This window comes from Alicyclobacillus suci, from assembly GCF_017329615.1.
Taxonomy (GTDB): Bacteria; Bacillota; Bacilli; order Alicyclobacillales; family Alicyclobacillaceae; genus Alicyclobacillus; species Alicyclobacillus suci.
Genome location: NZ_JAFMTW010000264.1, coordinates 1 through 229, shown reverse-complemented (window position 1 = coordinate 229; position 229 = coordinate 1). Strand labels below are relative to the sequence as shown.

Annotated in this window: 1 pseudogene; it reads right to left on the bottom strand. The window is 44.5% G+C overall.

The annotated features are described in order from the left end of the window. Positions 1 to 100, bottom strand: a pseudogene (locus tag J3482_RS22265) (transposase); the annotation flags it as partial. Between the last annotated feature and the right edge of the window lie 129 nt (positions 101 to 229).

The window sequence follows — 229 nt, the reverse complement described above, 5'->3', positions numbered from 1 at the left end:
GTTGTAAATCCAAGACAGCAAAGAACAAGGGCAGACGATCGCTGGAGTCAATTTCTAGCCAGTCCTCAAAGGAAAAGAGCGATGGTTGGAGAATATACATAGTGGGACTTCCCTCCTCGAAAATTTCTGGTTTGGTCACTTGAAATCTTCTCGAAGGTTGGGGTGAAGTCCTTTTTCATGTCTTCCAAGCCCTTGTCCTACAAGGCTTTATCAATCTGCAAAACGCTCA